The organism is Polaribacter sp. Hel1_33_78, assembly GCF_900106075.1.
Lineage (GTDB): Bacteria > Bacteroidota > Bacteroidia > Flavobacteriales > Flavobacteriaceae > Polaribacter.
Genome location: NZ_LT629794.1, coordinates 1,124,892 through 1,148,592, shown reverse-complemented (window position 1 = coordinate 1,148,592; position 23,701 = coordinate 1,124,892). Strand labels below are relative to the sequence as shown.

At 30.7% G+C, this 23,701-nt stretch carries 22 protein-coding genes and 1 pseudogene; 11 read left to right on the top strand and 12 right to left on the bottom strand.

Annotation, left to right across the window (positions count from 1 at the left end; all coding sequences use genetic code 11):
• Positions 1–5: 5 nt before the first annotated feature.
• The gene (locus tag BLT88_RS04915) at positions 6–251 is read right to left on the bottom strand and encodes a DUF4834 family protein (protein WP_231960074.1); all 246 of its coding nucleotides are present in this window, start codon (positions 249–251) and stop codon (positions 6–8) included.
• A gap of 172 nt (positions 252–423) precedes the next feature.
• Here BLT88_RS04915 and BLT88_RS04910 point away from each other — a divergent pair, with 172 nt between their 5' ends.
• The 6 genes from BLT88_RS04910 to BLT88_RS04885 all read left to right on the top strand — a co-directional run bounded on the left by BLT88_RS04910 (position 424) and on the right by BLT88_RS04885 (position 6,212).
• Positions 424–1,572: a transporter gene (locus BLT88_RS04910; RefSeq protein ID WP_091955656.1), complete on the top strand. Its 1,149-nt coding sequence runs from the start codon at positions 424–426 to the stop codon at positions 1,570–1,572.
• 18 nt (positions 1,573–1,590) lie between these two features.
• Positions 1,591–2,712, top strand: coding sequence for a GTP cyclohydrolase (locus tag BLT88_RS04905; RefSeq protein ID WP_091953395.1), 1,122 nt, complete (start codon positions 1,591–1,593; stop codon positions 2,710–2,712).
• A 51-nt stretch (positions 2,713–2,763) separates the two neighbouring features.
• A complete protein-coding gene (locus BLT88_RS04900) occupies positions 2,764–3,471 on the top strand; it encodes a 16S rRNA (uracil(1498)-N(3))-methyltransferase (protein ID WP_091953393.1) in 708 nt (235 codons plus the stop codon).
• 45 nt (positions 3,472–3,516) lie between these two features.
• Entirely contained in the window at positions 3,517–4,158 is a 642-nt protein-coding gene (locus BLT88_RS04895; RefSeq protein WP_091953392.1) for a DUF4159 domain-containing protein, read from the top strand.
• A gap of 75 nt (positions 4,159–4,233) precedes the next feature.
• On the top strand, positions 4,234–5,154 hold the full coding sequence (locus tag BLT88_RS04890; protein ID WP_091953390.1) for a bile acid:sodium symporter family protein: 921 nt from the start codon (positions 4,234–4,236) through the stop codon (positions 5,152–5,154).
• 5 nt (positions 5,155–5,159) lie between these two features.
• Entirely contained in the window at positions 5,160–6,212 is a 1,053-nt protein-coding gene (locus BLT88_RS04885; RefSeq protein WP_091955654.1) for a lysophospholipid acyltransferase family protein, read from the top strand.
• A gap of 119 nt (positions 6,213–6,331) precedes the next feature.
• Here the strand turns inward: BLT88_RS04885 and BLT88_RS04880 are convergent, their stop codons facing one another.
• From BLT88_RS04880 to BLT88_RS04865, 4 genes are read right to left on the bottom strand one after another with little or no spacing between them, the layout of a single operon-like run.
• The gene (locus tag BLT88_RS04880) at positions 6,332–9,250 is read right to left on the bottom strand and encodes a glycoside hydrolase family 3 N-terminal domain-containing protein (RefSeq protein WP_091953389.1); all 2,919 of its coding nucleotides are present in this window, start codon (positions 9,248–9,250) and stop codon (positions 6,332–6,334) included.
• Positions 9,251–9,270: 20 nt separating this feature from the next.
• Positions 9,271–9,756, bottom strand: a complete 486-nt coding sequence (locus tag BLT88_RS04875; protein WP_036785115.1) for a hypothetical protein — start codon at positions 9,754–9,756, stop codon at positions 9,271–9,273.
• A gap of 51 nt (positions 9,757–9,807) precedes the next feature.
• Positions 9,808–10,635: a 3'-5' exonuclease gene (locus BLT88_RS04870; protein ID WP_091953387.1), complete on the bottom strand. Its 828-nt coding sequence runs from the start codon at positions 10,633–10,635 to the stop codon at positions 9,808–9,810.
• Positions 10,632–11,486, bottom strand: coding sequence for a PPK2 family polyphosphate kinase (locus BLT88_RS04865; RefSeq protein ID WP_091955653.1), 855 nt, complete (start codon positions 11,484–11,486; stop codon positions 10,632–10,634). The genes BLT88_RS04870 and BLT88_RS04865 overlap by 4 nt, the downstream gene beginning before the upstream one ends.
• A 164-nt stretch (positions 11,487–11,650) precedes the next feature.
• Between BLT88_RS04865 and BLT88_RS14230 the strand changes: the two genes are divergently transcribed.
• Positions 11,651–11,809: a hypothetical protein gene (locus BLT88_RS14230; RefSeq protein WP_172824260.1), complete on the top strand. Its 159-nt coding sequence runs from the start codon at positions 11,651–11,653 to the stop codon at positions 11,807–11,809.
• Positions 11,806–12,306, top strand: a complete 501-nt coding sequence (locus tag BLT88_RS04860; RefSeq protein ID WP_091953385.1) for a cupin domain-containing protein — start codon at positions 11,806–11,808, stop codon at positions 12,304–12,306. Before BLT88_RS14230 ends, BLT88_RS04860 begins: the two co-directional genes overlap by 4 nt.
• A gap of 119 nt (positions 12,307–12,425) precedes the next feature.
• On the opposite strand, the gene BLT88_RS04855 is transcribed toward BLT88_RS04860, so the two are convergent.
• From BLT88_RS04855 to BLT88_RS04845, 3 genes are all read right to left on the bottom strand, one after another.
• Complete coding sequence (locus tag BLT88_RS04855) at positions 12,426–12,683, bottom strand: hypothetical protein (RefSeq protein WP_091953384.1); 258 nt, start codon at positions 12,681–12,683, stop codon at positions 12,426–12,428.
• A gap of 2 nt (positions 12,684–12,685) precedes the next feature.
• The gene (locus BLT88_RS04850; RefSeq protein WP_036785105.1) at positions 12,686–12,994 is read right to left on the bottom strand and encodes a co-chaperone YbbN; all 309 of its coding nucleotides are present in this window, start codon (positions 12,992–12,994) and stop codon (positions 12,686–12,688) included.
• Positions 12,995–13,084: 90 nt separating this feature from the next.
• The gene (locus BLT88_RS04845; RefSeq protein ID WP_091953382.1) at positions 13,085–13,726 is read right to left on the bottom strand and encodes a peroxiredoxin; all 642 of its coding nucleotides are present in this window, start codon (positions 13,724–13,726) and stop codon (positions 13,085–13,087) included.
• A gap of 287 nt (positions 13,727–14,013) precedes the next feature.
• Between BLT88_RS04845 and katG the strand changes: the two genes are divergently transcribed.
• Positions 14,014–16,212 (top strand): catalase/peroxidase HPI, encoded by a 2,199-nt coding sequence (katG, locus tag BLT88_RS04840; RefSeq protein ID WP_091953381.1) that lies wholly within the window; start codon positions 14,014–14,016, stop codon positions 16,210–16,212.
• A gap of 67 nt (positions 16,213–16,279) precedes the next feature.
• Here the strand turns inward: katG and BLT88_RS04835 are convergent.
• The 4 genes and pseudogenes from BLT88_RS04835 to BLT88_RS04820 form a co-directional block, all read right to left on the bottom strand.
• Positions 16,280–17,432, bottom strand: a pseudogene (locus tag BLT88_RS04835) (sigma-54-dependent transcriptional regulator).
• 77 nt (positions 17,433–17,509) lie between these two features.
• Complete coding sequence (locus BLT88_RS04830) at positions 17,510–18,385, bottom strand: mechanosensitive ion channel family protein (RefSeq protein WP_091953379.1); 876 nt, start codon at positions 18,383–18,385, stop codon at positions 17,510–17,512.
• Positions 18,386–19,711 carry an ABC transporter permease gene (locus tag BLT88_RS04825; protein ID WP_091953378.1) on the bottom strand — a complete coding sequence of 442 codons (1,326 nt, stop codon included), beginning with the start codon at positions 19,709–19,711 and terminating at the stop codon, positions 18,386–18,388.
• Positions 19,712–19,714: 3 nt separating this feature from the next.
• Positions 19,715–20,644, bottom strand: a complete 930-nt coding sequence (locus tag BLT88_RS04820) for an ABC transporter ATP-binding protein (protein ID WP_091953376.1) — start codon at positions 20,642–20,644, stop codon at positions 19,715–19,717.
• Positions 20,645–20,814: 170 nt separating this feature from the next.
• Here BLT88_RS04820 and BLT88_RS04815 point away from each other — a divergent pair, with 170 nt between their 5' ends.
• Entirely contained in the window at positions 20,815–21,270 is a 456-nt protein-coding gene (locus BLT88_RS04815; protein WP_091953375.1) for a MarR family winged helix-turn-helix transcriptional regulator, read from the top strand.
• Positions 21,271–21,293: 23 nt separating this feature from the next.
• Complete coding sequence (locus tag BLT88_RS04810; RefSeq protein ID WP_091953373.1) at positions 21,294–23,699, top strand: 3-hydroxyacyl-CoA dehydrogenase/enoyl-CoA hydratase family protein; 2,406 nt, start codon at positions 21,294–21,296, stop codon at positions 23,697–23,699.
• The last annotated feature ends 2 nt before the right edge of the window (positions 23,700–23,701 follow it).

Genomic DNA, 23,701 nt, shown 5'->3' with positions numbered 1-23,701 from the left:
AAAGATTAATCTATTTCTTCAAAATCCACATATTCTCCAACAGAATTTTTACCTTGTTGGTTGCTTTTTGGTGCTTTATCTATAGTTGTTTCGCCTTCCTTAACAGTACTTTTAGGCTGCTGACTATTATATTGTTGCTCGGTCTTTTTCTTTATAGTCTCTGCTGCTTTTTTTACTAAAAAAGGACCAAACAACCGTATTAAATACTTAAAGCCTAAATAAACTAGAAGAATAATAAATAATGTTTTCAATTTCAATAATTTTAAAAATCAATCAAAAATAACAATTTGACAACAATTGCAGCGTTAACAAACTATAAAATTTTAACAAAAGTAAAAAAGTACTCAATGCTTTTAAGAACAGCAATTTTGTTCTATGTTTGTTTCACAAATCAATTTTAAATTTAAACGCTTTTTTGGGCTAATGAAAAACCATCTACTGAAACTTTCTTGTTTATTCTTTCTACTTGGTTATTCGTCTGCTTACAGTCAATATACGGATGTTATAAATTCTAACAAACCTGGTTTCTCTGAGAGTCCTTATAGTGTTGGAAGAGGCATTTATCAATTTGAAGGTAATTTATTTTTAAGAAATACATCTATAGAGCCTACTTTTTCTATTCCACAATCTTTTGGATTTGATATGCTTTTTAGAACTAGTCTCTTATCCGAAAAATTAGAACTAAATGCTCAGGTGAGTTATCAAAGAGATAAAATTGCATTTAAAAACATTTTTACTTCTTCTTATTTTTCAACAGGATTTCAAAAAATTACTATAGGTGCAAAATATTTAGTTTTTCAAAAAGAGTATAAAGATAAAAGTAAAGAAGTTAGAAGCTGGAAAAAAAGACATGCCTTTGATCGAAATAGGTTAATTCCCTCTGTAGCAATTTATGCAGGAGTAAATACAGATATGGTAAACGACATATATAAAACAGGAAATATGTCGCCTAAAATAGGAATCTTATTACAAAATAATTTGAGTAATGATTTTAATATTATTACTAATTTATACTACGACAAAATTGGGACTGATTTCTCCGAATTTTCATATATAATTACGGCTACACAAAATTTTAGTGACAAATGGTCTGGCTTTTTTGAAAACCAAACAGTATTACAAAAATATCAAAACAACACAAATCTAGCTGCTGGTTTAGCCTATTTGATTAATAGAGATTTTCAAATAAATACTTCTGTAAGAATACTTTTTGAAGGTAAAGCTGAGGGGACATATGGTAGTTTAGGTATTTCTTACAGAATAAATAAACATAAAGATTCATTTGTTGATTTACAAGAATCTAATTTAACTCTAAAAGGTACTCCGAAAACAAAATATAATAATCAAAAAAGTTTTTTTAGAAGGATTTTTAGCTTTCTTGAAAGGAAGAAAAATACAAAAACAATAAGAAAAAGGCCTAGCAGAACTAGAACAAAAAAAATCACTAAAAACAAAAAAAGAGGTTTATTTGGACTATTTGGCAAGAAAAAGAGGAAAGAAGAAACCGAAATTGAAAAGCTTGAAAGAGAAATTAAAGAATTAGAAAAAGAAGTAAAAAAAGATGACCACTAGAAATACTACTTTTGTTTCATGATTACACTTAAAAAAATTACTACAAAAAAGGAAATGAAAGAGTTTGTCATTTTTCCTTTTTCACTGTATAAAGATAACAAATACTGGGTACCTCCAATTATAAAAGACGAAGTTGATAATTTTGACTCAGAAAAAAACCCTGTGTTTGAAAATGCCGAAGCTCAATTTTTTGTAGCCATCAGAAATAAGAAAATTGTTGGTAGAATTGTTGCGATTATTAATTGGTTTGAAGTTGAAAAGCAACAAATTAAAAAAATGCGTTTTGGATGGTTTGATACCATAGATGATATAGAAGTTACAAAAGCACTAATAAATAGAGTCAAAAAAATTGGGGTTAAAAATAATCTTGAGTATATTGAAGGGCCAGTAGGTTTTAATAATCTTGACAAAACTGGAGTTTTAACTGAAGGTTTTGATCATTTGGGAACGATGATTACTTGGTATAATCATCCTTATTATAAAGACCACTTAGAACAATTAGGTTTTGTAAAAGAAAAAGAATATTTAGAGAATAAATTCAAGTTCAAAAACGTAGATAGTGCTTATTTTAATAGAATAAGTAACATTATCAAAACACGGTTTAAACTTACGGCATTAGACTTTACAAAAACAAAAGAGATTATGCCCTATGTAGATGAAATGTTTGAAGTTTTTAGTGCAGCTTACTCTAAATTATCAACTTTTGTGCCCATTTCTGAAAGTCAGATTGCTTTTTTTAAAAAGAAATATATTTCTTTTATAAATCCAGAATATATAAAATTTGTGGTCAATGAGCAGAATAAGCTGGTGGCTTTCGCTATTGTTATGCCTTCATTTTCTGAAGCTCTGCAAAAGGCAAAAGGCAAGTTATTTCCTTTTGGTTTATTTCATTTATTAAAAGCAAGAAAATATTCAAAAGATGTTACTTTTTATTTAATTGGAGTGCATCCAGATTATCAAAATAAAGGTGTACACGCCATAATTTTTGATCAATACACAAAAACATTTGGGCCATTGGGAATCAATAATTGTATAAGAACTCCTGAATTAGAAGACAATGAAGCTATCAATAAATTATGGGAAAAATTTGCTCCAATAACACATAAACGACGGCGAACCTATAAAAAGAGGATTCTGTAATTCAATTGTGAGTTGATAATAATAAATTTGAAAATCTGAAAAATAAAAAAAATGCAACTATTTTATAATTCTGAAATTTCTTCTAAAACTACTCAAGTTACTTTTGATAAAATTGAAAGTAAACATATTGTGCGTGTTTTACGCAAAAAAGAAAATGATGTCTTAAAAATCACAAACGGAAAAGGTTTTCTATTTGATGCTAAAATTAGTTTTGCGAGTGATAAGAAATGTATTGCAGAAATTGTTTCTTCAAAAGAGAGACCAAAACCGTGGAATTACTATGTTCACATAGCAATCGCTCCTACGAAATTAAATGACCGAATGGAATGGTTTTTAGAAAAAGCAACAGAAATTGGTATTGATGAAATTACGCCGATTATTTGTCATAATTCAGAAAGAAGGATTATAAAAATTGAGCGTTACAAGAAGATTATTCAATCTGCTATGAAACAATCACTAAAATTTACAATTCCAAAATTAAATCCTCCGATAAAGTTTAATGAGTTTATCCTTCAAGATTTTGATGGAAAAGTATGCATTGCGCATTGTGAAGATGACCATAAAAAATTACTGAATACTGTTTTAAATCCGGTAGAAAAAATCACTATTTTAATTGGTCCTGAAGGTGATTTTTCATCCGAAGAAATAAAAAAATGTTTAACAAAAAACATGATTCCTATTTCTTTAGGGGAAAGTAGATTACGCACTGAGACGGCTGCTTTGGTTGCTGTACAAAATGTATCTTTTATAAATCAGTAACATCATTTTTAGTATCTTGCTTTAAATTCATTTATTGAATAATCTATGAAGCAGTTTATAACACTACTTATTCTTTTAATCTCTTTATCGACCTATGCACAAGATGTTGCTGTCTTAAAATATAATGGTGGCGGAGATTGGTATGCTAACCCTACAGCAATTCCTAATTTAGTGGAGTTTACAAATAAAACTATTAAAACTACTATTTCTAAAAATCCACAATCTGTAACTATTGGCAGTGAAGATCTTTATAATTTTCCACTAATATTTATGACTGGTCATGGAAATGTTTTCTTTTCTGATGAAGAAGCAATTAATTTAAAAAACTATTTAATTTCTGGAGGATTTTTGCACATTTCTGACAATTATGGTTTAGACAAATTTATACGGAGAGAGCTCAAAAAAGTATTCCCTAAGTTAGATTTTAAAGAGATTCCTAGTAATCACGCAATTTATAATCAGACTTTTAAATTCCCTGAAGGAATGCCAAAAATACATGAACATGATAAAAAGCCTGCACAAGGTTTTGGGTTGTTTTATGAAGGAAGATTAGTTGTTTTTTACGATTACGAAACAGATTTAAGTGATGGTTGGGAAGATGAAATAATACACAATAACCCAAAAGAATTACGCGAAAAAGCATTGAAAATGGGTGTAAATATTATTTCATATGCTTTTTTAAATTAGAGAATATCTTTAAATAACTTACCCTTAAAGTCTCTCAAAAAAACATGCAACTTGGTGCCTATAGAAAATAAAAATATGTTTTTACTAACGGATACAACAATTAATATTGATGACATTAAAATAAACTTCGATTCAGAGGGTTTATGGATATTAAATATTGCAATTGCAGTCATTATGTTTGGTGTTGCTTTAGGTATTCGAATTGATGATTTTAGTCGTCTTTTTAAAAATCCGAAAATAGTTTTTGTAGGCGTGCTATCACAATTTATTTTATTACCAGCAGTCACTTTTTTTGCAATTTTAATTATAGAACCTCATCCAAGTTTTGCATTAGGAATGATGATGATTGCGGCTTGTCCCGGAGGAAATGTATCAAATTTTTTTAGTAAAATGGCGGGAGGTAATGCCGCCCTCTCTGTTAGTTTAACAGCTTTCGCAACATTGATTTGTATTTTTATGACTCCTTTTAATTTACAATTTTGGGGCAGTATGTACGAGCCTACAAATGAAATTTTAAAAACAGTTGAATTAAATTGGGTAGACCTACTCAAACTAGTTTCTTTGATTTTAGGAATTCCATTAATTCTAGGAATGGTTATTAAACATTACCATTCAGAAATAGCAATTAAAATAGAAAAAATATTAAAACCTCTTTCTATGACTGTTTTCATTGTGCTTATTTTTGTAGCTTTTTCTCAAAACTTAGATGTGTTTGTAAGCTACATTCACCATGTGATGTTCTTGGTTATCTTTCATAATATTTTTGCTTTTATTCTTGGTTTTTATACAGCCAAAAGTTTTGGATTAAAACAACAGGATTGTAAAACAATTTCTATGGAAACAGGCATTCAGAATGGAGGTTTAGGATTGCTTTTAATTTTCGGATTTTTCGATGGTTTAGGAGGAATGGCTTTACTAGCTGCTTTTTGGGGAATTTGGGATGTGTTTTCAGGAATGGCGTTGGCTACTTTTTGGGGAAGAAAAAAGAATATATAATTAAGATGATACAAAAAACTTGGTACAACTTATTTAGATTTTTAGTAAAAATAGGTTTGTTCTTTTACAGCAAAAGAATATTGGTTTCTGGTGAAAAAAATATTCCTAAAAAAGGAGCTATTTTGTTTTGCGCAAATCATCCTAATGGATTAATAGATCCTTTAATCGTAACTACAAATTGTCGAAGAGAAAGTCATTATTTAGTCAGAGCTGCGGCTTTTAAAAAGCCCTTTATTAAGAAGTTTTTGGAAAGTTTAAACTTAATACCCATTTACAGAATTAGAGATGGATCGAGTCAAATGGCAAAAAATAAAGAAGTTTTTGAAAACTGTTTTGAGATTTTTAAAAGAGGAGAAACTTTACTGATTTATCCTGAAGCAAGTCATAATAGAAAAAGAACTATTAGAAATTTAAGTAAAGGATTTACAAGGATTGTTTTTGGTGCTTTAGATAAATATCCTGATTTAAAAATAAGCGTAATTCCAGTTGGACTTACCTATCAAAATACTTCTTTTTATCCCTCAAAGGTAGCTATTGTTTTTGGCAAACCTATTGCAGTTAAAACATTTTATAAATCAAATGAAATGACTTCTTCCATCAATAATTTAAAAGATGAGGTTAGCAAGCAACTAAAAAAATTAAGTGTTCATATTCCTGATGATGAAAAATACTGCTCAATTTTGGCCAAGTTAAACAGCTTAAATGTTGATTTTACAAATGTTGATTCAATTAATAAAATTATTGAATCTGGAAATTATCCAAAACAAAAAAAGAAACATGTAAACTTCTTACAACCTTTGTATTATATCATTATTTTAAATAGTTTAATCCCTTTTTTTATTTGGAGAAAAGCTTCTAAAAAAATTGATGAAATTGAGTTTATAGATACTTTTAGATTCACATTTAGCTTGTTTGCTTTTCCTTTTTTTTATGTTTTACAAACTTGGATTATATATCTATTTTTTGATTGGAAAATTGCTACTTGTTACTTATTCACTTCCATAGTCATAGTCTTTGTTTACTCAAAATTTTCAGAAACAAATACAGAAAACACTTAAATAAAAATGGCTCTTAAAGAATCTTATGCAGCAATTTAATTCTAAAAATACGCCAATCATAGTTTTGACAAAAAAAAAAGACGATCTAAAAAGAGCTGCTAATAAATAGGAAGCAGCTTCTAATCTATTATCGCATCTTGAATGACTTGTTGAATTTTAGTACGCATGTTCGTTTTAATTAAACCTGTATTGTTCATGTGAGGATATACCCTGTTCGATAGAAAAACATAAACAATTTCGCTTTTAGGATCTGCCCAAGTATAAGTACCTGTAAATCCCGAATGACCAAAACTTTCATCAGAGACACAACCACAAGTTGCTTTTACTTTCGGGTTTAATTGAGGTTTATCAAAACCTAAACCTCTGCGTACTTTTTTCTCCGAAAAATAACGTGTATTAAATTTACCTATAGTTTCTGGTTTTAAATATCGCCTTCCACCATAAAACCCTTTCTGCAAGTACATTTGCATAATTTTTGCGACATCATTTGCATTAGCAAACAAACCCGCATGCCCCCCTACTCCGCCTAACATTGCCGCCCCCATATCATGCACATGACCATGTAGTAATTGATTTCGAAAATAATCGTCCTTTTCTGAAGGTACAATCTCCGATTTATTAAACTTAGCAAGAGGTAAATAGGTCATTCTATTTGCTCCCAAAGAATTGTAAAATTTTTGATTAACTAATTTATTTAATGGTTTATGGTAAGTGTTTTCTAGCGCTTCCTTGAATAAATAATACCCTAAATCACTATATTTATAGCCGTTTTTCTCTCTCTGATCTGCTTCTCTTATATACTTATAAATACTATCTTTATAAAATTTACTGATATATAAATTTTCAGCAACCTCTATATTAAACTTTGAGTTTCTTTTTTTTCTATAAAATTTAGATGAATTTTTACCTGAAAAACTGTCTTGAGCACCTTTGTAAAAAGGAATCCAAGCCTTTAATCTTCCATAATGAGAAAGGATTTCCTTTACCGAAACTGCCCCTTTGTTGCTGTTTTTAAAACTTGGTAAAATATCTTGTAGACTGGCAGATAGCCTTATTTTTTGTTCTTCTTCAGCTTTCATTATCAATGGTAAAGAAGCTAAAATTTTAGTAAGAGATGCAAGATCATACATATCCGAATTTCTAACTTTTCTAACTTCATTTGCAGTATGATATCCGTAACTTTTTTGAAAAATAACTTTACCTTTTCTTGCAACTAAAACCTGAAAACCTGGAGCCATTTTTTCTTCTAAAATAGTATCAGCTAATTTATCTATTAAGGCTAATTTTTTTGAGGATACTTGAGCTTCTTCTGGAATTGTATATTCCAATCTACTTAAACTATAAGATTGTAAACCATGACCTACTTTAAATTCTTCACCTATAGAAACAGGTAATTTTCCTTGAGCTTTAAAAGCTCCAAAAATCATTTGTGCAGAAAGTTCTTGTGCTAATTTACTGTTTTGATACGATACGATTATAGCTTCTATATTGACAAATGTTTTTACTTGTAACAGACTGTAAGGACTTGCAAATACATCTAGAATAACTTTTTTGTTTCTTGCAATTTCTTGTAACCAAACTAATTCTTTATTTTTAAATCTATAGCTCTTCCAAGGATGCTTGTTTGATTTATGAAAACCAATAATTACTTGATTATAGGATTTCAATTTTGTTAATAATCCATCTAAATTGTTATCACTTATCACTTCCACTTTCGTGTAATTTTTTAACATATTTACGAAATGATCTCCAGAATCATCCCCTAATTTCACATAAGCAATCTTCTTATATTCTAAGTTTCCTAGAGGAATATTTTGATCTGAATCTTTTATCAAAGTAATTGCATTTTTCAACAATTTTCTATGAAGCAATTCATCTTCAATAGTGTTTAAATCTTCCTGCAAGCCTGAAATTTCTATAGGTTTATAATTATTTAAACCCATCCAATATTTTGCTTTCAAGATCTTACGAACAGATTTATTGATTCTCTCTTCTGATAGCGTTTTAAGCGCAAGAGCTTGTTTTATAATTCTTATACTCGCAGGCACATTTTGCGGAATTAAAAGCAAATCATTACCTGCTTGAATTGCTGATAAATTAATTTCTGCTGATGTCGCATAATTTGTAGCCCCTTTCATATTTAAACCATCAGTAATAATCAGCCCATTAAAACCCAACTCTTGTTGCAATAGATTTGTAACTACATTTTTTGAAAGTGATGTAGGTAATGTTCCATTCGGTTCTAAACTTGGTATATTTAAATGTGCTGTCATTACACTGCCAATACCAGCGTCAAAAACTTTACTGTAAGGGTACAATTCAATAGAATCTAAACGTGCTTTGTCAAAATTTAAAAGTGGTAATGTGTGATGAGAATCTGCTGCTGTATCACCATGACCAGGAAAATGTTTTGCATTTGCCATCACTCCATACTTTTGCATTCCATGGGTAAAAGCAATTGCTTTTTGCGTAACATTCTCTTTACTCTCTCCAAAAGAGCGATTGCCAATAATCGGATTTTCTGGATTTACATTTACATCTACAACCGGTGCAAAATTGATATGAATTCCTAACCTTTTACAATGTTTCCCTAAATGTTCTCCAAATTCCTTTACTAAAGAATCATTTTTGATTGCACCCAAAGTCATGTTCCAAGGAAACTTGTAGGTGTTTTTTAAACGCATATCTAAACCCCATTCTCCATCAAAACCAATCATTAAAGGAACTTTAGAAAGCGCTTGATATCTATTATTTAAAACAGCCTGTTTTTCTGGAGTTCCCTGCATAAAAATCAAATTACCAACATGATGTTTCGTAATCAATTCAGAAATAAAGATTGCATGCTCTTCATCTAAATTAGAATAAGCTTGCACCATAAACATCTGGCCAATTTTTTCATCAATTGACATATTATTCATAATACTGTCTACCCAAATTTCCTGAGCTTCAAAATCTCTAGTTCTTAAAGGATCTATTCTTTGTGATTGTAATGTGCAAACAAATGCAATTAAAAACAATAACAGTACTCTTTTTTTCATACTCTGTTTTAACTCAATATTTATATTAAAAAGCGTTTATGCCAGCTTTTTTTTGCTGGAACTTCCCAATTGTTTTCAAAATCTTCCTTGGTATTTACCATATTATTGAAAACAATGGTTTCTTGACCTATTTTTCCGTCTTTTGCAAATTTCTGAAAAGCAGCCAAATTCACTAAATTAATTGTATCATTATTTTTGAAGGTAACATTCATTTTATTCATTAAATCTAATTGTAATTCTTTCTCTAATTCTTGTATAAAACGAACTGAACTATCAATAGAGCAACCAGAAATATTGTTAAAACTTTCATCTACGGCTAAAATTAAAAACTGTCTGTATTTTATGGTAAATGAACCTTTTAAATCATCTCCATGACGTGTCCATTGATTAATAAAATCTTCTGATTTTAAAGCTATAAAGTCAACCTCTTTATTCGTGAACTCTCTGGCTGACTGATAAATCCAAACACGAGAATTGCTTGGTAAATTCTTATATTTTATAAACATTTTATTCTAAATTAATTGATATGCGTAAAGGCCCTAATCTGTGATTAAATATTACCTCAAATTAAACTTTTGTTGCAAGGCCTCTAATTTTTCTGCATCAGACATTTTATTCTTTGGAGCAGACATTCTTTCTTTAATTCCCCTCAACACTTTTTTGGTGTATAAAGGGAAATCTGCATTCTGAATCCAATTATTATAACCAGGATTTTCTTTTAGCACCTCAACAACTGTTCTTCCTTTATATTTTCCAAAAGAAAAAATTTCTTGGTCTTCTTCATTCATCAAAATAAAACCTGCAAAATCCGCTCTTTTCCCATGCGTTGAATATTCACTTAACGCATCAACTGTGTTTCCTATATCCTTGTATTTAGTTAATTGAGCCAGCAAAATTTCATAAGTAGCATTTGTATCTGCCTCTGCTCCATGAGCACCTTCTAATTCTTTTTCGCAATAAAATTGATATCCCGCGCTTAAAGTTCGCTGTTCTTTTTTATGAAAAATAACTTGCACATCAATTGCTTTTCTATTCTTCATATCAAAATCAATTCCTGCGCGCATTAATTCTTCTGCTAATAAAGGAATATCAAATCTGTTTGAATTAAATCCTGCTAAATCACAGCCTGCAATCATTTCATTTACTTTGGAGGCTAACTCTTTAAAAGTAGGTTCTGTCGCTACTTTTTCATTTGTAATTCCGTGCACATCTATAGAACCTTGTGGAATTTCCATTTCTGGATTTACCAACCATGTTTTACTTTCTTTATTTCCATTTGGAAAAACTTTTAAAATTGAAATTTCTACAATTTTGTCGTTTGCAATATTAATACCCGTAGTTTCTAAATCGAAAAATACAATTGGTTTTTTTAAGTCTAAATTCATTTATTATTTAATTGTGCTTTAAAATCATCTATTTGATCAACAATTTTTAACGGTAAAGTTGGTTCTTTAAAGTTATATTTTTTTAAATTTTTTAATAAAATTTCAGCTAAAAGTAATCTTGCTGTTGGTTTATCATCTGCCGGAATTACAAACCAAGGAGCATTTTGTTTGGAGGTTCTGTTTAATAAATCTTCATAACAATACTGATATTTATCCCATAGTTTGCGTTCTTTTAAATCTCCTGTCGAGAACTTCCAATTCTTTTCTGGCAAATTTAACCTTCTTAATAATCTATTTTTTTGTTCATCTTTAGATAAATTTAAAAAGAACTTTAAAATAATTGTTCCACTTTTAGCAAGATGATTTTCAAAATTGTTAATTCTATCCATTCTATCATGATAAAATTCATCATTCAAATCGCTTAAACTTCTTACGCCTGGGATGTTTTCGCCAAAAATATATTCAGGATGGACTCTTGTAACCAACACATTTTCATAATGGGTTCTGTTAAAAACTCCTATTTTGCCTTTTGAAGGAAGTGCTAAATAGTGACGCCATAAGAAATCATGTTTTAATTCTAATTCTGTTGGAACTTTGAAGCTATGAACTTCCACTCCACGTGCATTTACATCTTTAAAAACCTCTCTAATCAAGCTATCTTTTCCAGATGTATCCATTCCTTGTAGGCAAATAAGTATGCTATATTTTCCTTCTGCATACATCCTATCTTGCAACGTACTTATTTTTTTTCTTACTTTTTTAAGTTCCTTTTTCGAATCTTCTATTACTTCCTTTGTAGAAAAATCTTTTATATTTATGGCACTTGTGACTTCATATTTTTCTAAATCCATGTTCATTCTAATTATTCTTTAAAGATAAAAAAAAACATGGGTTTTCTATTAGTTTTGAGATGGCTTTTATCGATTAAAATGATAATTTTTTCACAAATTTTATAAACACTTAACCCAGTTTTTAGAAATAAAATTCCTTAAATTCGTTTCATAATTCTATCTAAATGCCTAAAAAAGGGAAAGCAAAAAATACGGTTAACAAAGCTAAACATACAAAGTTGATGAATCAAAAAATCAACAAAGTAAAGCTAGAAAAACAACTTACAAAAGAGCGTTTAAAAGCGATTATTAAAAAAGTAAACGAAAATAAAAATACGGAATGAAAGTTGCAAAAATTATTAGTCATTTTAATTTAATCGAGCATCCCGAAGGTGGCTACTTTAAGGAGACTTATAGAAGTAACGGTGAAATTCAATCAAAACATCTAGGAAATGAATTTGATGGAAACAGAAATTATTGTACGAGTATTTATTTTTTACTAACCTCTGATAAATTCTCTGCTTTTCATAAGATAAATCAAGATGAAATTTGGCATTTTTATACCGGAACGACTTTAAGATTACACATGATTTCACCAAACGGAGCATATGCTGCTGTATTGATTGGAAATGATTTTCTAAATGGTGAAGTCTTACAATTCACAGTGCCTGCTAGGTATTATTTTGCTGCTGAAGTTTTAGAAAAAAATTCTTTTTCTTTCACCGGATGCACAGTTTCGCCGGGTTTTGACTTCAGAGATTTTGTACTTCCCAGTTGCAAAGAACTTTCAAAAAAATTTCCAAAACATAAGAAAATTATAAAGCAATTAACCCATGATTAAAATAAAAAATAGTGTTTTATTTTATTAAATTTTATGAATAAGAAACTTCTGAATTACAATTAATTGAAAAAAATCCCGAGTTTTCACTCAGGATTTAATTTTTATATTAAAAATCAGAACTATTGATCAATAGAACCCAATACACGTTTCATAAAAGTATTTAATGCTTCTTTTTTCTGAGTACCTTCTTTAATCATTTTATGAACTTCTAAAGCACCATACATATTAGAAATCAATTCTCCAATAACATCTAATTCTTCATCCTTTAAAGACGGAACTTCAGTTAAAGCTTCTAAGGTTTCTATTGTTTCTAAAACGTAATCTTGGTCGTTTTCTTCAATAAAACTGGTTAAGTGTTTTATTACAGGTAATTTCATAATTAAATAACTTGGTTTACTAAATCTTTTAAAACATCAAACTTGTTCGTTTGTGTTTGATTTAAAAATTTACCATCAACAAAAGTTGCAAAAGTTGGCAAATTACTAACATCTGCTAATTTTCTACTTTCAGGAAATTTTTCTGCATCGACGATCACAAAAGCAACGTCTTCATTTTCTGAAGATAATTTTTTAAATTTTGGCTTCATTATACGGCAGTTTCCGCACCATGATGCAGAAAATTGTACGACTACCTTTTGATTATCAGAAACTATTTCTGCTAAATTATCTTGACTTAATTCTTGTACCATTTTTTTTTTAATTTTGTGATATTATAAGTAAAACGAACTAATCTATTTTCTAATTTAAGATTGTTATGCTTTCTAATAATAACTAATTATTTAATGAGAAGCTAAATATGCTGCTGTTCCTTTTGCATTAGGAGACATTGCATCTTTACCTTCTTCCCAGTTTGCAGGACATACTTCTCCATGAGATTGCACATGTGCATAAGCATCAATTAAACGTAAAAACTCATTTACATTTCTGCCTACTGGCATATGATTGATTCCTTCATGAAAAACAGTTCCTTCTTCATCAATTAAATAAGTTGCTCTATAAGTTACATTATCTCCTTCTACCTGAATAGTTTGTGAGGCTTCATCAAATGTCTCATTCGTAATATCTAAGATTCCTAAAATTGAAGATAAGTTTCTATTGCTATCTGCTAACAAAGAATAAGAAACACCTTCAATTCCTCCATTGTCTTTAGAAGTACTTAACCAAGCAAAATGAACTTCTGGAGTATCACAAGATGCACCAATTACAATTGTATTTCTTTCTTCAAACTCAGCTAAAGCTGCTTCAAATGCGTGTAATTCTGTAGGACATACAAATGTAAAATCCTTTGGATACCAAAACAATAATACTTTTTTTCCTTTATTTTTTGCTTCTTTTAAAACATTTAATTTAAATGTATCTCCCATATCATTCATTGCGTCTACATTTAAATCTGGGAATTTTTTTCCAACTAAAGTTGCCATTTTTTCTGTTATTTATTATTGATTAATAATTTTAAGCCGCAAATATATTCTAGTTTAAACTAATAAAAAACTGAGATAAATTTTTTTACTTATTTTAAAATAAGATTTTCTTATGTAGATAATTTAATTACAATCCTCATCATCCTACAAAAATCACAAAACATATATTATCAAGCATTTATGCATGTTTTTGATAAATTTAAGTTATGATCAAATAAAAAATATAGATAAAAATCATCAATATTTTTATCGTAAATTTGGGTTATACTAATTTTAAAACTAGAAAAATGGAGCATAATAAGAATGGAGACATAAGTAAATGTCCATTTCAAAGTGGTACACAAAAAAAAACAGCTGGAGGGGGAACTTCTAACAGAGATTGGTGGCCAAATGAGTTAAAATTAAATATTCTGCGCCAAAATGGAGCAAAATCTAACCCATTGGGTGAAGATTTTGATTATTCGAAAGCTTTTAACAGTGTCAATTACAATGAACTAAAGCAAGATATTATTAATTTAATGACAGATTCTCAAGATTGGTGGCCAGCAGATTATGGACATTACGGTCCATTTATGATTCGTATGGCTTGGCATAGTGCAGGAACTTATCGCGTTGGAGATGGGCGCGGAGGAGCAGGATCTGGAACACAACGATTTGCACCATTAAACAGTTGGCCAGATAATGGTAATTTAGATAAAGCACGTTTATTATTATGGCCAATAAAAAAGAAATATGGAAATAAAATTTCTTGGGCAGATTTGATGATTCTTGCCGGAAATTGTGCACTAGAATCAATGGGATTCAAAACATTTGGTTTTGCTGGTGGACGGGCAGATGTTTGGGAACCAGAAGAAGATATTTATTGGGGTTCTGAAAATCAATGGTTAGGTAATGATGAGCGATATGACACAAGTGATGGTGACTTAGAAGGTCATTTAGGAGCTGTTCATATGGGATTAATCTACGTAAACCCGGAAGGTCCAAATGGAGAACCAAATCCCTTAAAATCTGCACATGATATAAAAATTACGTTTGGTCGTATGGCAATGAATGATGAGGAAACTGTGGCTTTAGTTGCTGGTGGACATACATTTGGTAAAGCTCATGGCGCTGCTGACCCAAATAAGTATGTTGGAACTGAACCTCATGGAGCGTCAATTGAAGAAATGAGCACTGGGTGGAAAAACAGTTTCGGTTCTGGTGTTTTAGATGATACAATTACTAGTGGTTTAGAAGGTGCTTGGACACCAAGTCCAACACGTTGGGATGATGAATATTTTGATGTTTTATTAAATTATGATTGGGAATTAACTAAAAGTCCAGCTGGAGCTCATCAATGGACTCCAACTAAAGCATCAAAAGCTAGAATGGCACCAAAAGCCGGAGACGCAAATAGCGAACAAGCTTTAATGATGTCGACTGCAGATATAGCATTAAAAATGGATCCAACTTATTTAGAAATATCTAAGCGTTTTCATAAAGATCATAAAGCTTTTGAAGATGCTTTTGCTCGAGCTTGGTACAAATTAACGCATCGTGATATGGGACCAATAAGCCGTTATTTAGGTCCTGAAGTTCCGAAAGAGGAATTATTATGGCAAGACCCAATTCCCGCAGTTAGTTATAATTTATCAAACTCTGATATTTCTTCCCTTAAAAAAATGATTTTAGCATCAGGTTTATCAATATCAGAATTGGTTAAAACGGCTTGGGCTTCGGCTTCTACATTTAGAGGTTCAGATATGCGTGGCGGAGCAAATGGTGCTCGTATTCGTCTAGAGCCACAAAGAAGCTGGGAGGTAAATAACCCATCTGAATTAAATAAAGTTTTAACTGTATTAGAAAAAATTCAAAGTGAATTTAAGGAAACTATTTCTATGGCAGATTTAATTGTATTAGCAGGAACCGCAGCAGTTGAAGAAGCTGTAAGAAAAGCTGGACATAATATGACTGTTCCATTTTCTCAAGGTAGAGGTGATGCTACACAAGAGCAAACAGATTTAGAATCGTTTGGATACTTAGAACCTTTGGCAGATGGATTTAGAAACTATATGAACTCTAAATTGGATGTGGCTGCCGAAGGCTTATTAGTAGATCGCGCTAACTTACTAACTCTAAGTATTCCAGAAATGACAGCACTTGTTGGAGGATTGCGTGTTTTAGGAGCAAATTATGATGGTTCTAAACTTGGCGTTCTTACTGATAATGTTGGAAGTTTAACAAATGATTTCTTTACAAATATTCTTGATTTTTCTGTAACATGGAATGCAACTGCGTCAGAAGATAAAGAATTTATTGGACGAGATCGTAAAACTGGAGCCATGAAGTTTGCAGGAACTCGAGCAGATTTAATTTTTGGCTCAAATACAGAATTAAGAGCAGTTTCTGAAGTTTATGCACAAAATGACAACAAAGAAAAATTTGTAAATGATTTTACTACTGCTTGGACTAAAGTGATGAATCTTGATCGTTTTGATTTACAATAATAAAATACATTCAATAAAAAAGCCTACTATAATTAGTAGGCTTTTTTTTAGGCTTTAAAACAACATTTTACTTACTAGCAAAAAGTTGAATGTCATTTGCAGAAACCTCTTTTTCCCCTAAAATTATTAAACGTTCAACCACATTTCTTAATTCACGAATATTTCCTGTCCAATCATATTCTTTTAAAAGATTGATTGCTTTTAACGAAAACTTCTTTATTGGAGTTCCTTGTGCTTCAGAAATTTTCTTTGAAAAGAAATCCACCAGTAATGGGACATCCTCTCTTCTTTCATTTAACGCAGGAACTTTAATTAAAATGACCGCTAATCTGTGATACAAATCTTCTCGAAATCTACCTGCTCCAATTTCTTCTTTTAGATTTTTATTAGTGGCTGCAACTACCCTAACATCTATTTTTATATCTTTATCAGAACCAACTCTAGAGATTCTACTTTCTTGCAAGGCACGCAATACTTTTGCTTGAGCAGACAAACTCATATCCCCAATTTCATCTAAGAAAATAGTTCCCCTATTCGCAGCTTCAAACTTACCTGCTCTATCCTTATTTGCACCTGTAAAAGAACCTTTTACGTGTCCAAAAAGTTCACTTTCAATTAATTCTGAAGGAATTGCCGCACAGTTTACTTCAATCATTGGTGCTTTCGAACGGTCTGATTTTTCATGCAACCAGTGCGCTACCAACTCTTTACCTGTGCCGTTAGGACCTGTAATTAAAACTCTTGCATCTGTAGCTGCAACCTTTTCTATAATTTCTTTAATATGAGAAATAGCAGCACTATCTCCTATCATTTCATAATTTTTGCTAACCTTTTTCTTTAATCGCTTATTCTCAACAATTAAAACTTTCTTTTCTAACCGTATTTAAAAGTCTATTTAAATCTGGCGGTTTTGAGATATAATCAAAAGCTCCTAAACGCATCGTATTTACAGCCGTATCTATATCTCCATGACCAGAAATCATAACAAATGGAATTTCTGGTTTAATTTTCTTTGCTTTTTCTAACACTTCAACACCATCCATTTTTGGCATTTTAATATCACACAAAACCAAATCATAATCGTTATTTTTAATCATTTCGATTCCTAACAACCCATCTTCTGCTCCTTCTACATGATAAGCTTCATTTTCTTCCGAAATAATTTTTGTTAAAACTCTTCTAATCGCAGCTTCGTCCTCAATAATTAATATTTTACTCATATATTTTTGGTTTCAAGGTTTTAAATTTTTTTTGAAAACAGTATTAAATTTTGTTCTTTTTACTAAAACTATTTTTATTAATATGATTGTTTTTTGCTTCCAAAAATATGCACATCTCTTTGAGGAAAAGGAATAGTAATACCATTTTCTCGAAACTTTTTATCTATTTCAAAACGTAAATCGCTTTGTATAAATCTTGTTTCAAAACTATCATTTAGAGAAAAAATGAGTTGAAAATTTAGAGAACTATCAGCAAAATCAGTGAATAATACTTTAGCTTCTGGAGTTTTTAAAATCTTATGTTGACTTTTTGCTACATCTAACAAAATTTGTTTGACTAACTCTACATCACTTCCATAAGAAACACCAACAGTTAAGGACTCTCTTGTTTCTGTTCCGTTTTCTGTCCAATTAAATAAAATATTGGTTAAATATAGATGATTCGGAATCACTAAAACCTTATTATCTATGGTTACAGCTCTGGTAGTTCTTAATCTTATATCTAAAACTCTACCAACTTTTCCCTCTAATTCAATGATATCACCAACATGTACAGATTGATCTACCAAAATAAAAACACCTGAAATAATGTCTTGAAACAAGGTTTGCAAAGCCAAACCAACGCCTATTAAAAGCACTGCTGAAGCTGCAAAAAGAGCAGTTACATTAACACCAGAAGCATCCATAGCAATTAAAAAAATAGCTAAAAACACAACCCATCGAATATAGCTAAAAACACTTACGAATTTAACTTTATCATTTTCTGGCATCTTTCTAGTAATAAATCTTCTTATCTGTTTTAACACAAAAGCTGTAATTATAAGAGCTACTGCAACAAATAATAATCCTTTAAGAGATATACTTATTTCTTTACTAAATGTAAAAGTATAATCTAAAATTGAATTAGCTTCCTGGACGATAGTGTCTGTAACTTTCTCTAATTTACCTTGCATTTATCCTTTGTATTTTAGCCATTTATATAAATCTTTATAGGTAGGTTTCTTACCATACATTAAAATTCCTACTCTGTAAATTTTAGCAGCCAACCAAACCATGAACACAAATGTTATAACTAATAAAGTCATTGATATTGCCAATTCATACCAAGAAACTCCGAAAGGAACTCTCATTAACATTACAATTGGTGAAGTCAATGGAATATGTGAAAACAGCACTGCTATGGATCCGTGAGGATCATTAATTACAGTTGCAAAACCGACATAAACTCCAAGAATTAATGGCAACATAATTGGCAACATAAATTGTTGTGTATCTGTTTCATTATCAACTGCAGCCCCAACTGCAGCAAACAAGGAACTGTATAACATATAACCTCCTAAAAAATAAAAGATAAATAAAATGAACATTTTTAAAATTGGTAATCTTAAAATTTCTTGAATTATCAATTGCATTTTATCCATACCTGCTGCTTGTTTTGCAGCTTCTAATTGTTCTGCTGGTAATTTTGCAGTTTGCATTTCTACCATATCAATTCCGAAAATAGAGAATGCCACTGTTGAAATTATGAATATCAGAATCCCCCAAATTAAAAATTGTAATAAACCTGCAGAAGCATTTCCAATAATTTTACCCAACATTAACTGAAAAGGTTTTACAGATGAAACTATAATCTCTATAATTCTACTTGTTTTTTCTTCAATTACACTTCTCATTACAGAAGTTCCATATATCATTACAAACATCATTAATAAGTAACCCGCTATTAAACCGACCCCAATCTTTAGTCCGTTTATTAATTTAGATGATTCCTCTCCTGAAAAATTCAACATTTTGATCTCTGACTGAATTTTTGATGCATTAATTTTTTCAAGATCAATTCCAAAATTATTAAGCTTTTCGTTTCTTAATTTACGCTCAATTTTTGTTTCCAAAGAATTCATAACAGACATACCAGGTGAATCTTTTGAATAAAATTCTATAGCGTTTGCTAAAATTTCTAGACTATCTTGTTTTGGTATAATTAAAGCTCCATAATAATCTCCTTCTTCAACTTTTTTCTTAGTCTCAGCAATCCCTAAAGCAGTATAATCTTGATAACGAATTGTTTCTGAATCTTTAAAATCATCTTTTGAAAACAAGCCTGAATTATCAACATATACGATTTCTTTAACTTTTTCATCATTTTTTTTCATTAGAAAAAAAACCAAGGCACCCATACCAACCATTAGTATAGGACTTAAAAAGGTCATAACCAAAAACGATTTATTACGAACCTTAGCTATAAACTCTCTCTGTATAATTAATTTTAATTTACTCATTTTCTAATTGTTTTTATTTATTGCTTGAATAAAAATATCATTTGCATTTGGAATCAACTCAACGAAATGCTGCACTTCACCTCTACTTGTTAAAAATGATAATAATTCGTTTGCAGAATTATTATTTCCTAATTTCACATTTAATGTTAACTCATTTCCTAATAATTTAAAATCTGCAGGTAAGACATCAAAATTTTGTTTTAAGGAAGCCTTCACCTCTTTAGGGTTTAAAGTATTTAACCCTACCTGAAAAGTATGGGTCTTAAATTGACGTTTGATATCATTTAATTTTCCATCTAAAATTTTATTCGATTTATCGATCAATGCAATTTCATCACACATTTCCTCAACAGATTCCATTCTATGCGTAGAAAAAATAATGGTTGCACCTTTATCTCGTAATTGTAAAATTTCTTGAGCAATTAACTGCGCATTTATCGGATCAAACCCCGAAAAAGGTTCATCAAAAATCAACAATTTTGGCTCATGTAATACAGTCACTATAAACTGTACTTTTTGGGCCATTCCTTTCGAGAGCTCTTCAATTTTTTTCCCCCACCAAGCAGAAATATCAAATTTGTCAAACCAATATTTTAAGCGTTTTCTTGCTTCGGACTTACTTAATCCTTTTAACTGAGCTAAATACAAAGCTTGTTCGCCAACTTTCATAGATTTATACAAACCACGTTCTTCTGGCAAGTAGCCAATATCTGCTGTATGCTTTGGTGCCAAAAACTCACCATCTAACATAACAGATCCTGAATCTGGCATTGTTATCTGGTTTATAATTCTTATTAACGAGGTTTTACCAGCTCCGTTTGGCCCTAATAATCCGTATACACTTCCTTCTGGAATATGAATAGAGACATCATTTAACGCTCTAAAATCTCCATAATTTTTTATAACATTTTTAATTTCTAATAAATTCTTCATTAACAATTGGTTTTTTTATCCGTGTAAACACAAATTTAGTTATTTTAAACGTACTAGTGGAGAATAATTGCTAGAGGTTACACGACTAAAAAATGTTAAATTTACTATGCATGCATAACTTTTTTTAAATTTACTATGCATGCATAGTAAATTTTTATATCTTTGACCTCATGGATAAAAATAAATCTATAGATCATCAATTAAGAGCCACGTGGCAAGCAGTTGCAAAAATGTATAATGAGCAAGCTGCGAACTACGGCAGCACAATGTCTTCTGCCTTTGTTTTGCTCACTATTGACAAACAAAATAGCACACCTTCTACGGCTCTTGGACCACTCATGGGAATGGAACCAACAAGTCTCTCTAGAGTTTTAAAGTCGATGGAAGATAAAGGGGCTATTTATAGAGAAAAAAATCCAGATGATGGTCGAAGTGTAATTATTAAGTTAACTGATTATGGCTTAGAAATGCGAAAGTTTTCTAAAAACCATGTTTACCAATTTAATAATGTGGTTAGAGAGTATGTTACAGAGCAAGAACTCGAGAGTTTCTTTAAAGTAACTTCCACAATTAATAAGTTAATTGCAGATAAAAATATTTATAAATCAAGTAATCAAGAAAAATAAGAAGTATAATAAACAATAATCAAATGACAAGAAGAATTAAAAAAGTAGCAATTGTAGGATCTGGTATTATGGGTTCTGGTATTGCGTGTCACTTTGCTAATATTGGAGTTGAAGTTCTTTTGTTGGACATTGTTCCAAGAGAATTAAATGACAAAGAAAAAGCAAAAGGACTTACGTTAGAAGACAAAATAGTTCGTAATCGTTTAGTAAATGATGCTTTAACTACTTCTTTAAAATCGAAGCCTTCCCCTATTTATCATCAGAAATTTGCAAGCAGAATTACTACTGGTAATTTAGAAGATGATATTGCAAAAGTTGCTGATGTAGACTGGATTATGGAAGTTGTTGTTGAACGATTAGATATTAAAAAAATCGTTTTTGAAAAATTGGAGAAATACAGAACGCCAGGAACTTTAATTACATCTAATACTTCTGGTATTCCTATTAAGTTTATGAACGAAGGAAGAAGTGAAGATTTCCAAAAGCATTTTGCGGTAACTCACTTTTTCAATCCACCAAGATATCTAAAACTGTTTGAAGTTGTTCCTGGTCCAAATTGTAAACCAGAAGTTACCGACTTCTTAATGATGTACGGTGATAAATTTTTAGGTAAAACCTCGGTTTTAGCCAAAGATACGCCTGCATTCATAGGAAATAGAATTGGAATTTTTGGCATTATGAGTTTATTTCATGTTGTAAAAGAGATGAATTTAACGATTGAAGAAGTAGATAAATTAACAGGGCCCGTTATCGGTCGTCCAAAATCTGCTACTTTTAGAACAATTGATGTAGTTGGTTTAGATACACTTGTTCACACTGCAAATGGTGTAAAAGACAACTGTCCTGAGGATGAAATGAGAGACCAGTTTGTAATTCCTGATTTTGTAAATCATATGATGGAAAACAAAATGTTAGGAAGCAAAACCAAACAAGGCTTTTACAAAATGACCAAAGATGGGAATGGTAAAAGAAATATATTATCATTAGATTTAAACACTTTAGAATACAGACAAAAAAAATCAGCAAAATTCGCCACTTTAGAACTTACAAAAACGATTGACAATGTTGTTGATCGATTTAAAGTTTTAGTTGCTGGAAAAGATAAAGCTGGTGAGTTTTACAGAAAAAGCTTTGCAGCAATGTTTGCGTACGTTCAAAATAGAATTCCAGAAATATCTGATGAATTATATAGAATAGATGATGGTTTAAGAGCTGGTTTTGGTTGGGAACATGGACCTTTCCAAATTTGGGATGCAGTTGGTGTTGAAAAAGGTATCGAAATTATGAAAGCTGAAGGCAAAGAACCTGCAGCTTGGGTAACAGAAATGTTAGCAAATGGTCAAACTTCTTTCTATTCTGTAAAAGAAGGCTCAACGCATTATTATGATATTCCTGCAAAAACACAAATTAAAAAACCAGGACAAGATTCATTTATCATTCTAGATAATATCAGAAAATCAAACGAAGTTTGGAAAAATTCAGGTGCTGTAATTGAAGATATAGGAGATGGAATTTTAAACTTAGAATTCCAATCTAAAATGAATACTATTGGTGGTGATGTTTTAGCTGCCATAAATAAAGCAATTGATCTAGCAGAAAATAAATATCAAGGTTTGATTATTGGTAATCAAGGAGCCAATTTCTCCGTAGGTGCTAATATTGGTATGATTTTTATGATGGCTGCCGAGCAAGAATATGATGAATTAAATATGGCTATCAAATATTTTCAAGATACCATGATGCGCATGCGTTATTCTGCAATTCCTACAATATCTGCTCCTCATGGAATGGCTTTAGGTGGTGGATGTGAAATATCATTACATGCTGATAAAGTAGTTGCAGCAGCAGAAACCTATATGGGATTAGTAGAATTTGGAGTTGGTGTAATTCCTGGTGGTGGTGGCTCTAAAGAAATGGCTCTGCGTGCTTCAGATACATTCCGTAAAGGAGATGTTCAATTAAACGTTTTACAAGAAAATTTCTTAACGATTGGTACTGCAAAAGTAGCAACTTCTGCTTATGAAGCTTTCGATTTAGGTTTATTACAAAAAGGAAAAGACGTTGTGGTTGTTAACAAGGATCGACAAATTGCAGAAGCTAAAAAGCATGCCGTTTTAATGGCAGAAGCTGGTTACACACAGCCAGCCGCTCGTAAAGATATTTTAGTTTTGGGTAAACAAGCATTAGGCGCGTTTATGGTCGCTACAGATTCTATGCAGGCAAGTAGATTTATCTCAGAACATGATCAAAAAATTGCAAATAAATTAGCCTATGTAATGGCTGGTGGAGATTTATCAGAACCAACTAAAGTTTCTGAACAGTATTTATTAGACCTGGAACGTGAGGCGTTCTTGAGTTTATGTACAGAGCGCAAAACATTAGAGCGTATTCAACACATGTTAAAAACTGGTAAACCATTAAGAAACTAAAA

Coding starts and splice junctions, on each gene's coding strand:
- BLT88_RS04910 (WP_091955656.1), top strand. CDS start 424: ATGAAAAACCATCTACTGAAACTTTCTTGTTTATTCTTTCTACTTGGT.
- BLT88_RS04905 (WP_091953395.1), top strand. CDS start 1,591: ATGATTACACTTAAAAAAATTACTACAAAAAAGGAAATGAAAGAGTTT.
- BLT88_RS04900 (WP_091953393.1), top strand. CDS start 2,764: ATGCAACTATTTTATAATTCTGAAATTTCTTCTAAAACTACTCAAGTT.
- BLT88_RS04895 (WP_091953392.1), top strand. CDS start 3,517: ATGAAGCAGTTTATAACACTACTTATTCTTTTAATCTCTTTATCGACC.
- BLT88_RS04890 (WP_091953390.1), top strand. CDS start 4,234: ATGTTTTTACTAACGGATACAACAATTAATATTGATGACATTAAAATA.
- BLT88_RS04885 (WP_091955654.1), top strand. CDS start 5,160: ATGATACAAAAAACTTGGTACAACTTATTTAGATTTTTAGTAAAAATA.
- BLT88_RS04880 (WP_091953389.1), bottom strand. CDS start 9,250: ATGAAAAAAAGAGTACTGTTATTGTTTTTAATTGCATTTGTTTGCACA.
- BLT88_RS04875 (WP_036785115.1), bottom strand. CDS start 9,756: ATGTTTATAAAATATAAGAATTTACCAAGCAATTCTCGTGTTTGGATT.
- BLT88_RS04870 (WP_091953387.1), bottom strand. CDS start 10,635: ATGAATTTAGACTTAAAAAAACCAATTGTATTTTTCGATTTAGAAACT.
- BLT88_RS04865 (WP_091955653.1), bottom strand. CDS start 11,486: ATGGATTTAGAAAAATATGAAGTCACAAGTGCCATAAATATAAAAGAT.
- BLT88_RS14230 (WP_172824260.1), top strand. CDS start 11,651: ATGCCTAAAAAAGGGAAAGCAAAAAATACGGTTAACAAAGCTAAACAT.
- BLT88_RS04860 (WP_091953385.1), top strand. CDS start 11,806: ATGAAAGTTGCAAAAATTATTAGTCATTTTAATTTAATCGAGCATCCC.
- BLT88_RS04855 (WP_091953384.1), bottom strand. CDS start 12,683: ATGAAATTACCTGTAATAAAACACTTAACCAGTTTTATTGAAGAAAAC.
- BLT88_RS04850 (WP_036785105.1), bottom strand. CDS start 12,994: ATGGTACAAGAATTAAGTCAAGATAATTTAGCAGAAATAGTTTCTGAT.
- BLT88_RS04845 (WP_091953382.1), bottom strand. CDS start 13,726: ATGGCAACTTTAGTTGGAAAAAAATTCCCAGATTTAAATGTAGACGCA.
- katG (WP_091953381.1), top strand. CDS start 14,014: ATGGAGCATAATAAGAATGGAGACATAAGTAAATGTCCATTTCAAAGT.
- BLT88_RS04830 (WP_091953379.1), bottom strand. CDS start 18,385: ATGCAAGGTAAATTAGAGAAAGTTACAGACACTATCGTCCAGGAAGCT.
- BLT88_RS04825 (WP_091953378.1), bottom strand. CDS start 19,711: ATGAGTAAATTAAAATTAATTATACAGAGAGAGTTTATAGCTAAGGTT.
- BLT88_RS04820 (WP_091953376.1), bottom strand. CDS start 20,644: ATGAAGAATTTATTAGAAATTAAAAATGTTATAAAAAATTATGGAGAT.
- BLT88_RS04815 (WP_091953375.1), top strand. CDS start 20,815: ATGGATAAAAATAAATCTATAGATCATCAATTAAGAGCCACGTGGCAA.
- BLT88_RS04810 (WP_091953373.1), top strand. CDS start 21,294: ATGACAAGAAGAATTAAAAAAGTAGCAATTGTAGGATCTGGTATTATG.